This window comes from Sphingopyxis sp., assembly GCF_034380315.1.
Classification (GTDB): domain Bacteria; phylum Pseudomonadota; class Alphaproteobacteria; order Sphingomonadales; family Sphingomonadaceae; genus Sphingopyxis.
The window spans coordinates 134,371-145,475 of record NZ_JAXMPB010000008.1; the positions used below are offsets into that span (position 1 = coordinate 134,371).

The window sequence follows — 11,105 nt, forward strand, 5'->3', positions numbered from 1 at the left end:
CATGGACGATGCCAGGCATCGTCTATAGGAGGCCAGCGCCTCGCAACACGACGCTACGACAGATACCCAAAAGCCTTCTTCTCCACCGTAGCGTTCTCCGCAACCGTCGACTTCTGGCTCTGATCTTTGAATCCGAGTGCTAAATACTCCCCCACACCACTGGGGCATGAACACTGTCAGATTGGAACAGTCCTTTCTTACATTGCGCAGTCAGTTATGCGACAAATGCCGATCATTCTGTGGGGGAATGGCGGTGGATACGACATATCCAAACAAGCGGGCAGGATATTTGGCAGCGGCCGTACTTGCACTCTTGCTGACGTCGGGTTGCAAGGTGGCTTTGACCAGCAAGGCTGACCCCTCGGCCTATGCGGTACCGGCACGCGGCTTCCCCTACCGTCTCCCGATATCGCAATTCACGGTGACCCTGTCCTGGACGCTCAAGGACTGCCCGTCAGCACTGCCCACATCGGATGTCTCGACGGCGTTTGACGTGGCTGCAACCTACAAGAGTGACGTCATCGAGGGCGAGACGCTAAGCATAGATTATGAGAAGCTCAGCAAGCCGTTCAAGACAAGTGATCTCAAGATCGAATATCATGAGGGCACTCTCATCCTCAAATCCATAAACGCGACGATCACCGGCAAGGAGCCCGAAGCGATCGGCGCCGCGATCAAGCTCGGTCTTAATGTCGCGCGCATCGGGATCGGCCTGCCCGTGCCTGGGTCGGGCGGTGCCGCTCCGGAACGCCCGAACGAAATTCTGCTTTGTCCACCGGCGATCGCTGCCATGGTCCAGGAAATGGATCGCGCCCAAATGCGGATCAAAAGGATACCGGACGAGGCGCAGGCGATCGAGGACCAGCTTGTCGTGCTGCGCCTGCGCATCGCCAGCAATATGATCAGCCCATCTGACCGGAAAAGGTTCAACGCGCTGCAAACGCAGGCCGACGATCTTGCTGAGGAACTCGCCTCGCTGAAGAAAAGCCTCGACAAGATCAAAACCCGCCTCACCTATTCCGAGGAGTGGAAGCTCCCCGAGACGGCTGTTCCGGACAAGGAACCCAAGCTCTTCTCAGCCAATTCGGCAAAGCTCAAGCGGTGGCTCGCCTCAGTGTTGGGCGACGAGGTTGCCAATGATGTAAAGTCCGACAGCTTCCACTTTTTCCACTCGTTGAAACCGCTGATCGCACAGGCGGAATGCGACCCCGAGCACGGCTGCCCCAAGGTGGAGGGCGGCAGCGGGATCATCTTCCGCGACCCTGTCCAGGCATCGCTCCTAGTGACTACAACAGGTGCGGCCAAGCCGCTGCTCTCGGAAACCGTCAGCGTCGCCCAGTTCGGCAAGGTCCGAATGCTGGGGCTCGAAAGCGACTTTGGCGAGAGCAACAGCCTCTCGGCCACGTTCAGCAAGGACGGCCGCCTGACCGGTGGCAGCAACAAGTCGATCGAAGCGTCGGGCGTTCAGGCAATCGACCTCGCGAATGACGCCGCGAGCGGCGTCCTCGGCCTTATCGAGGCTAGCCGCGCGAAGCGCGAGGCCGAGGAGAAGGGAACTGACGCTGACGTGGCTGCGGCGCGCAAGGCCGAACTCGACGCCCTCACACACCAGATCACGATGCTCGAGAACCAGGTAAAGCTTACCAAGCTGCAGGGACCGGCATCCCCCGACGTCGATGCCCTCAATGCAGAACTTGCGGTCCTTAGACTCCAGAAAGAAAAGAGCGACCTCGAGGCTGCGATCAAGAAAAATCAGACGCCCTGACCATGCTCACCCCGCCCGCCTTCGCGCGGCCGGAGCCGCTCGCGATCCCATCGGATGGGACATTGAAATCGGACCCGGTTGTCCCGGGTGGCAAAGTCATATCCGATATCGCGTCCGACACGCAGGCACGAACAAACTGGTGCTGGGCTGCCGTCGGGGCTGCACTGTCGCGTTTTCTTGGGAGTCCCATGACGCAAGTTGACGTCGCGGTCCGCTGGTATGCGCCGGCCCAAGCCGGCAACGACGTCCAGTCGCTCTGGGCCGTCGTTCACAAGATTTTCGGCGTTTCGATGGAGAAAAGGCGAAGCGACGATCTTAAGAAGACCGAGAAGTCGCGCATTCGGATTGTAGCGAGCATCGATGCCGGGCACCCGGTCGGTGTAAATATCATCTGGGACGCTGGCGGCGGACATTTCGTGTGTATCTTCGGCTACGACCGTCTCGCTGGCGAACAGGCGTTCTGGATCTACGATCCCACTGGCCTGGACGGAAACAGCAGCAACTGCGAACTCCGACTGGTTTCCGAGATGGCCCGCTATCCCGAGCCCGCCGGAACACCCGGGCAATTTGGCCACTGGGCCGAGGCCCTCTTCCTCCCCGACAGCGGCGCATGACGATCGCGCGGGTCCGTGAGTCGCCGGTCGCCAGGCGCATCGCGATCGAGGTGCTGAACGACCGGCTCGCCAAGGATTTCGCGGCCCACCCGGTCGTCGGCACGATGGCCGTCCTTCCACTCTATGCCATTCCTGATATCCATATGAAAACCGGGGAATATCATCACAGCTGGCGGTGGGGGTGGCGCTATTTCTGGATTCATCCGCACATGGAGGAAGGCGCGATCGTCGACATCCGCCGCACCGCAGGCGGGCGAACGCGGCCGCAGCGTTACGCCAAGAGCTGCTGGGGCCTGCGCGTCACCAATGTAATGGCAAACGCCGCCATTCGCTACGCGGGGCCCGACGCACTCTATCGCCCTAGGATATTGAGGCTTCCCGACATCCATATGGAGGCTTTCTGGTTGAGCCCGTCGCGGCGCGAAGGCCATCATCATTTTACCAGTTTGACCGATGACGTCCCAGAGGATCGGTTCGTGACCGAAGCGCGGTCGAGGCTGTTCGCTTCGGGATCCGGGCTTCGCGAATGAGCAGCCCGAAACGCTGTTTCGCGCCAGCAGACAGCATGGAAACCAATGGCGCCGATGATCGACCATAGCCCGATACCCTACTACATTTTTAGACATATCAGTGCGGCACGCCTCATCCCCGCGGGCGCCATCCCATCAATCCAGTACCCGGCAGCGATCAATCTCGTCGATGTGATCGAACGATGGCGCTTGAGGGGAACCAAAAACGCAATCGTGACCGCTCACTGAATAGCCCCTAGTTTTCTAGCCGCCTTCTGCTTTCAAAATCTGCTGCCGTTCGAATTGTTTGGGTGACAGCATCCCGTTCCTGACCTGTTTGCGCACCGGGTTATAGAACATCTCGATGTAATCGAACATGTCCTGCCGGGCTTCATCGCGTGTTTTGTAGGTGCGGCGCCGGATATGTTCACGCTTGAGCGAGGAGAAGAAGCTTTCAGCCACTGCGTTGTCATGGCAGTTGCCGCGTCGGCTCATCGAATGCTCAAGATTGTGGGCTCGGATGAAGGCCGCCCAGTCCATGCTGGTGAACTGCGAGCCCTGATCCGAATGGATCAGCACCCGCTCGGCTTGCGCCGCCATACCGCCATGTGCAGCGCCTGCAGCACCACATCGGTGGTCTGCCTACTCTAGCCCACCATGCGGCGGGAGTAGAGATCAATCACGACGGCCAGATAGGCAAAGCCCTCCACGGTGCGGATGTAGGTAATGTCGGTCATCCAGGTCCTGTCGGGGGCCGCGACCTCGAACTGCCGGTCCAGAGTGTTGTCGACCGCCAGGGATGGCTTGCCGCCATAGCTCCCCGGCCGACGCTTGTAGCCGATCTGCGCCTTGATACCTGCCAGTCTGGTCAGCCGGGTAACGCGGTTCGGACAGCAGCTCTCGCTCTGATCCAGCAGGTCGTCGTGCAACTTGCGGTAGCCATAGACCTTGCCGCTGTCATTCCAGGCTTGCCGGATCAACTTGGTCTGCCGCGCATCTTCCCGGGCTCGCTGGCTCAGCGGATTCTTCTGCCAGGCATAGAAACCGCTGGGCTGGATGCGCAGGCACCGGCACATCGACCGAACCCGGAACCGGTCACGATGCTCGGCAACAAATGCGTATCTCACTTTGCATCCCTGGCGAAATACGCGGTGGCTTTTTTAGTATATCGCGCTCCTCGGTGACTCGGGCCAACTCGCGCTTCAACTGGCGGATCTCGGCATCTTTGCCAGCATCGCTAGACACCACCTTCGCCAGTTGCCGCTTCCACGCGTACAGCGAATGCTGACTGACGCCGAGCCGCTCCGAAACCTCCGCTACCGGATATCCGCGCTCGGTGATCTGCGCCACCGCATCACGCGTGAACTCATCACTGAAATTGGGCTTCCCCATCGTCGTCTCCTGTCCTCAAAATTAGGATAGAAGGCGTCCAGAAATCTACGGGCTAATCAGCCGCGGCTGACTGCCTGCCCCTTCGCGCTGGACGATAGCGTACGACAGCAACGACCGCGGCAGCCAACATGGCTCAGCCAAATGTACCTAGCATCTCGCTGGCGCCGGGATCGAGGCATCGACGGTATTCGCAGCCGGGTCCTGCGTCTCGTGCATGGAAACATCGTTGCCATCGATGATGACACAAACCTTGCCAACCGCAGCGCAGCCGGGACGCCATCGGCTCCCGAACGCGCCGAAGAAAGCGCCTCCATGCTTCATACCGCCCACCATGGCTCTACCGATGCTCAAAGGAAGCGGTCACTTGCGCACGGAGAGCGGGGGTCTCATCAGCTCAGCCGATTTGGTGAATTTCCGGCCAACGCATGTACTGTATCGGCCGATCCGTGACGAAGGCGGCGTCGCGGCGGACAACTTTCAATAATCGATAAGGAATATTCTCAAGGCTCATATTCAGTGAACCGGGAGCGTCACAGTAGATGGTGCCGCGGGAGAGGGAATCGAAACCGGCCCTGAAATGCTGGCTAGACTTCACAACAACAATCGACTTGTCCTGCAGGTCAATACCCAATCCAGTAAAGCACTCGGGCCCGAACACCTGCTGCCTGACGGCATTGATGACGATCTCTATCCCCGAGATACGCAGACGGACAGCTAAGCCAATGGGGCGCTCGGGTCCCGTTCCGAACATACGCTGCCGGATATCACAGCGGACTGCGACTACCTCTGCGTCGATATCGATCGGATCACCGGAAAAAGGCCCGACTTTGCCGCCGATCCGGATCGGAAGGCGCGCGCCGACGCCGGCATCCGCCGCGATCTGCGTTGCCTGTGGATCCCAGATCATTCCAATCGCCGCGGCCTCGCAGCGGCGTTCAATCAACTCGCGAAGCAGGAACGTGCTGTCGCAGCCGCAGCCTCCGCCGGGATTGTCCGAGCTATCAGCGATGACGACGGGCCCGCAGCCTGCAGGCCAATCCAGAGCTCGCTGAACCGCATCGGGTACGGACGGCCTGTCGATGGCTGCGTTGCCGATAATCGACAAATAGCCTTCGGCCAGATTGTCGCAGAGTGCCTCCATGGCGGCCGCGTCGCGGTTCTGCGATACGACGAGAACACAGCCTCCCGTATGCTCGGTGTCCGACCATGGAAAACCATGCATCAAAGTAACCGACCTTATGCCTTCCTGACTCTCTATCGTCTTGAGTCGGCGCACGAAGCCGCTCATCGGTTCTTCCGTTGTCCCGAGGAGATTGAGCGCGGGTATCGTGCGGTAATGCATCGACAGGCGGTCTCCCGCCGCCATGTCCACGAGGATTTGATATAGCTCGGCGGCGCGCTCTCCATAATCGATATGCGGATATTCCTTGACGCCCACGAGTATCGCCCCGCTTTGCACCATCGCTGGCGAGACATTGCCGTGGAGGTCAAGAATTGCGCCGATCGGCACCGACGGCCCAACCGCTGCGCGGACTGCATTTAGGAGGTCCGCCTCACAATCCGGATTGCCTTGCGCCATCATGGCACCGTGGAGAACGAGCAGCACCAAGTCGACAGGTCCGCCGTCGCGAAGCGCTGACAGGATTTCGTCCTTCAACTCGCTATAGACTTCGGAAGAAACCGGCGCGGATGGCTGGGCCCAGAAGCAGGGCCCCTCGATCACTTGGTCCCCATTGGCCTGCGCAAGGCGGATCGCATCGCCATGACCGGGCGCATTCAACGCGGACTCGCGGCCGATACCGGTGCGAGGGACATAATATAGCTGTTCGCGAAAGTTCCGGATACTCGTGGGAATGGGAGAAAAACTGTTAGTCTCATGTGCCAGGGACGCGACAAATACGCGCAAAGGTCTGCGTAAGCGGCTGGAATCGGCGGTCATAGATTGCTCGCTGTCGATGGAGGGTAATTGACGTCGAGGTCGTCAGCTGGCGACCTTGTCCGGCGTCGAAGGTGAATTCACGCGCGCAGCCATCCGGAAGCAGATATAGGCGCCGAATGAACAGGTGAGCCCGACGGACAATATGCCCGCGCCCAGCATATGGTCTCCCCCGAATGCCGAGGTCGCTGCGCCGACCATCGGCGCCGCGATTCCTCCGACAATTGCGAAGAGTACGACATATCCTGCCATGGCTAGGCCGCGCAGATCGTTAGGGATTCGGTAGTTGATCGCTATGACGGGAACCGAAATCGCAATCGCGTAAGTGAAGTTGGAAAGTGTGAGCAAAAACGCAAAGCCAATCACATTGGGCATTACCGCCATGAAGTTTCCGATGCTGCCGACAAGCGCGGCCGTTATGGCAGGAGCGAGAAGTTCGCGCATGTCTCCGGTCCGTACCCTTGCCTGCACCAACCGGCCGCCGACGATCATCCCGGCGATGCCGACAACAAGTGAAAGAGGTGCGAGCCAAGTCGCGAGATCGGCAGGACTTTGACCATAAAGACGCATCAAGGCCGGGACCGACCAAACCATCACGCCGCTGGCAAGTCCTGACAGGAACATCATCCCTCCGTAGAGCGGAAGCAGTTCGGCACGCCTGTCCCAGAGAATACGGAATTTTTTTGCGCCTTTCGCCGCGCTCCGTTCCATCCGTGGCGGCTCACGCACCGTGAGCAAAAGAGGCACCAACAGAAGGCTGCAGACCCCAAAAACCAGCGTGACACCCCGCCACGGCGTCAGCGGTTGCAGGAAAACAGGTTCGCTCACCACCATGCCAGTCAGTGCCGACAGCCCGAGACCGCCGACTAGAACTGCTCCAGCGCCGCCGAGCGTCTGGCCGACCGGAAAGCTCGCTGTGGCTGTCGCCCGCCGATCGGGAGAGAAATAGTCGGAGAACAGCGACATGGCGGAAGTGTATGTCAGGGCAAGCGCAGCACCGAGAATGAATTTTCCGAGTAACAGCACCGCCAGTCCACCAGACAGCGCAACAGAGCCTAGACCGACCGCCCAGAGGAGCATGGCAAACAGGAGAAGACGAACGCGGTTGAGCCGATCGGCAAGAAGGCCCGCCGGGATCGCGCACAGAGCATAAGCCAAAGAGCTTGCGGTGACATTGATGAAGCCCGCCTGGGCGTCGCTCAGGCCGAGTTCGGCCTTCATAGGTTCAAGCAGCAACTTGCTGACATGCACATCCATCGCAGTGACGATAGCGATGACGACGAGTACGGCCTGCGCGAAGCGAGCCCGCCCCCTTGCTGGATAGCCATCGGATTCAGGACTGTTCGCCATTGATGACTATCCCCAGACTTGCGGTCGCACGATGTCAGTCATCGGTCAGCAAGAGCATAGGCAGTCGCCAGCGCCATCGCGAACAGCTGGTCACGAGGGTATCGAAGGTCGCTTGTCCCAGCGACTGGCGACATTTCACGCGTCACGCATGTGGCCACGGCAATATCGAGTTCGGAGTCGATCCACGTCGACGTCAGATAGGCGAGGGTCGACCCCGGATGTCCCCAGACCTCACGCCCAGCCCAAGCCCTGCGTTCGATTCCGAGCCCATATTCGGTACCGACGCTGAGGGCAAAATGGGGATCGGCGCTAGGGCGCCCAAGCTGCCGTGTCAGGTCCGCCAGCGATACGCCGATCGGGCTTTGGGGTGCGTTGAAACTCCGATAAAAGGCCACAATATCGCGCATGGTTGAAATGCCGTTTCCTGCGGCATTCGCCCAATCCAGGTAACCGGAAACATCGATCGGATCAGGCGACACGGGCGTCACGATATAGCCCTTCAGCATGTCTTCGGTCGAATAGTCAGATGTGAAACTCGTTTCAGACAGGCCGAGCGGGGCGCAGATCATATCGCCAATTACTTCGCCAAAGGGCCGCTCGCACAGTTTCTCAATGATCAGCCCGGCGATGATCCATCCCGTATTGCAATAATCGAAATGTTCACCGGGTGAAAACAGCTGTCCCTGCGGCAGGGCTAGCGCGACCAGATCGCGCGAGGAATAACCGATCCGCGGATCAAGGAGTCCAACGGGAAACGCCTTGGTGAACTCGCCGAGACCGGACATGTTCATAATCAGGTGCCGACTTGTGATGCGCGGATCGATCGGCAAATCTACATATTCGGTGACCGGGCGGTCGAGGTCCAAAACATCTGCGCGGTCAAGCAGAAACATCGTGACCGCGACGAACGTCTTCGTCTGGCTGCCGATCTGGAAACGGTGTTCGGCAGAGACAGGGCTGGCCTTTTCGCGATCGGCAAAGCCGGCCGTGAAGGATATCATGTCGCTGCCTGGAAGGCTCAGGCTCACGACGACTCCCAGATTACCGAGCACATCAACGAAGTCCTGCACAACGCGGTCGAGCCGCGCTGCAGCGCCTTTGGCGGTCGATCGCGTAAGATCCAGAGGTGTAGTCATGACAACGCTTCCAATGTGAACATCCTCTGGAAGTGAAGAAGTTCGCTTTGAGAGTAGTTTAGGGTTTCCGTGTAGATGCAGCCCTCGCGGATCAGGTGCTCGTTGAAATAGCACCACACTCGCTCCTGAACGGCAGGGTTTGTCATCAGGAGAAAGTGTCCCTCGTTAGGGACGATCATGAGGTCCACCCAGCGACGATGACGCTGAATTTCTCCAGCGAGCGCTATGGTGTGGGAGACGTGGACATTGTCGTCCATGTCTCCCGATACCAGGAGCAACTTGCCCCGCAGGCCGCCTGCCAGCGCCAGATTGTCGAGCGGTGCGTCATCAGATCGGGCAGTCCCGACATATTTGTCAGTCCAATAGGAGCAATATCGATCAGGGTCATGATTGCCGCAAACAGCGACCCCGACATGAAAGAATTCCGGATAGGCCAGCAGTGCGCGGGCCGCCGCATAACCGCCTCCAGATTGGCCGAATATCCCGACCCTGGCGCCGTCAAGATAGGGCCTGCTGGAGAGGAGCTGACGCAATACCGCCACATGATCCTCGAGTTGCGGTTCTGCAAGGCTGCCATAGCCGGCATGGTGAAAGTTGCGCGACTGGAGAGGGAGGCCACGACTGTCGAACATGGCCACAACGCAACCGAGCTCGGCGATGGCTTGCGCCTGACCGGCCATGATCGACTGATATTCGCGCGGTCGATAGGAGGTTTGAGGACCCGGGTAGATGAAGTCGACAAGGGGATAAGACTTGCCGGGATGAAAGTCTGCCGGGCGGAATATTGCTCCATGCAATCGTGTCTGCCCGTCGGCAGCGAAGGCGGTGAAGCGTTCAGGCTCCGGCGACACGGAACCTGGCTGTTCATGCATCAGGGCAAGTTCGAATGCCCTCTTGCTCGCAAGATCGAATGCGATCGTGCGGGCGGGATCGCGGACGCCTGAATCGCGGATGATGACGTGCTGGCCGCCTGGCGCAGCGCCTGAAGATCGATATGCGGAGCTGTGCGGATTTCCGTGATCGAGACGCATCAGGGGCTGCTGGGATACGGCGATGTCGCCACAGCCGGAATATTCGACCCGAAAATCTTCACCGCCGAATCCTATCGAGCATAGTGAACGGCGCGCAGGATCGTCGTCCGGGTCTACTGCGCCCGCTGTAAAGAAAATGCGCCGCGCCGTCTCGTCGACATGGACGATATCGCGAACGAGATAGTTCCCCGTCGTGATCTGGTTTTTGAGGTCGCCGCTGGCACGGTCATAGAGATAAAGATGAGCCCAGCCATCCCTTTCCGAATACCAGATGATTTCGGCGGATGCGCAAAGGCACCTGATATTAGGCTGTCCGACGATGTTCTGGCTGAAGTCGAGATAGCCGGCCTTCGTTTCATCGGTCAGGATGACCCGGGAAACCCCGGTAGAAAGGTCCACTTCGACCAGTTCGACAGTCCGAACATAACGATCGAACCGAAGAAAGAAGAACAGCTTCGCGTCGGCGGAAAACCACCCATGACCGAGGAAAAAGGGCGAAGAAGCCGTGCTGATGATCGGATACTCGGCCGTGTTGATCCTTCTACCACTTGGAACATGGAACAGAATAAATTCGATCTCCGCGCAAGGCTCTCCAGCGATCGAATATTTGAAGCTATGGCATCTGGGCTTTTCACCCGGCCCCGGAAAATGCTGCACCAGCGTGACTTCAGGAATGTTACGTTCGTCAGCCCTTAGCGTTGCAAACCAGCAGGAATCCGGCGACCAGATACCGGCTGGCTGAGGTGCCGCGCGGGCCGCGAGCGCGCCTATCGCGGACTCTGGTTGCCTGCCATATGCGAAATAGGGAGCACCGTCGTTCGTCAGACGGGAGGTCTTACCGGAGCGACGATCTTCGAAAGCGAGATTTTCGCCATCCAGAACGATTGTGTACCGGCCATCGGGCGCAAATGCGCGTTGCGAAGGAGTTTCCCCCAAATCCTCCAGCGCAAGAGGATTTGAAACAATCCTGAACGAGCGCTGGCTATAGCGGAGAATCATAGATTCCCTGTCATCGAGATCGACAACGCCTCCGAATGCCTCCTTTGCCGACCGCCCGAACGCGGCGTGGGAAAGTGCCTCGAGATCCTCCGCCGCTATCAGGGTTTTAGTATCTTGCCGGTCCGCGTGAAAAATGCGCGGCTCGAACAAGTGTCGACCGTCCTTGTCGAAGAAGTCAACGACGTGGAAGAACCTGTCCCCGTTTATCCAATATCCGTGCAGATGTCGGCTTGCGAAGGCGTTGGCTCGTTTGATGGGAACCTGCGCTGCCGCACGAAGCAGGCGCGCGTCAGGGCGGCTAGACATGCTGTTGGGCATAATCATTGGTCTCGCTGAAAGTGCGGTGCATCCGTCCGGTCAGGACGGATGCACG

General features: G+C 59.1%; 8 protein-coding genes and 1 pseudogene. 4 read left to right on the forward strand and 5 right to left on the reverse strand.

Annotation, left to right across the window (positions count from 1 at the left end; translation table 11 throughout):
* The first annotated feature begins 247 nt into the window (after nt 1–247).
* The 4 genes from U0S50_RS14995 to U0S50_RS15010 are packed head-to-tail and all read left to right on the forward strand — an operon-like array spanning nt 248 to nt 3,137.
* The gene (locus U0S50_RS14995) at nt 248–1,765 is read left to right on the forward strand and encodes a hypothetical protein (RefSeq protein WP_322309542.1); all 1,518 of its coding nucleotides are present in this window, start codon (nt 248–250) and stop codon (nt 1,763–1,765) included.
* A 2-nt stretch (nt 1,766–1,767) separates the two neighbouring features.
* Nucleotides 1,768–2,379 carry a C39 family peptidase gene (locus U0S50_RS15000; RefSeq protein WP_322309543.1) on the forward strand — a complete coding sequence of 204 codons (612 nt, stop codon included), beginning with the start codon at nt 1,768–1,770 and terminating at the stop codon, nt 2,377–2,379.
* Nucleotides 2,376–2,909, forward strand: coding sequence for a hypothetical protein (locus U0S50_RS15005; RefSeq protein WP_322309544.1), 534 nt, complete (start codon nt 2,376–2,378; stop codon nt 2,907–2,909). Before U0S50_RS15000 ends, U0S50_RS15005 begins: the two co-directional genes overlap by 4 nt.
* 45 nt (nt 2,910–2,954) lie before the next feature.
* Entirely contained in the window at nt 2,955–3,137 is a 183-nt protein-coding gene (locus U0S50_RS15010) for a hypothetical protein (protein ID WP_322309545.1), read from the forward strand.
* Nucleotides 3,138–3,152: 15 nt separating this feature from the next.
* On the opposite strand, the pseudogene U0S50_RS15015 reads toward U0S50_RS15010, so the two are convergent.
* The 5 genes and pseudogenes from U0S50_RS15015 to U0S50_RS15035 all read right to left on the reverse strand — a co-directional run bounded on the left by U0S50_RS15015 (nt 3,153) and on the right by U0S50_RS15035 (nt 11,056).
* Nucleotides 3,153–4,280, reverse strand: a pseudogene (locus U0S50_RS15015) (IS3 family transposase).
* Between the two features lie 394 nt (nt 4,281–4,674).
* Nucleotides 4,675–6,219 carry a M81 family metallopeptidase gene (locus tag U0S50_RS15020; protein ID WP_322309546.1) on the reverse strand — a complete coding sequence of 515 codons (1,545 nt, stop codon included), beginning with the start codon at nt 6,217–6,219 and terminating at the stop codon, nt 4,675–4,677.
* Nucleotides 6,220–6,261: 42 nt separating this feature from the next.
* Complete coding sequence (locus tag U0S50_RS15025) at nt 6,262–7,566, reverse strand: MFS transporter (RefSeq protein ID WP_322309547.1); 1,305 nt, start codon at nt 7,564–7,566, stop codon at nt 6,262–6,264.
* A gap of 38 nt (nt 7,567–7,604) precedes the next feature.
* Nucleotides 7,605–8,702 carry a serine hydrolase domain-containing protein gene (locus U0S50_RS15030; protein WP_322309548.1) on the reverse strand — a complete coding sequence of 366 codons (1,098 nt, stop codon included), beginning with the start codon at nt 8,700–8,702 and terminating at the stop codon, nt 7,605–7,607.
* Nucleotides 8,699–11,056, reverse strand: coding sequence for a S9 family peptidase (locus tag U0S50_RS15035; RefSeq protein ID WP_322309549.1), 2,358 nt, complete (start codon nt 11,054–11,056; stop codon nt 8,699–8,701). Before U0S50_RS15035 ends, U0S50_RS15030 begins: the two co-directional genes overlap by 4 nt.
* Between the last annotated feature and the right edge of the window lie 49 nt (nt 11,057–11,105).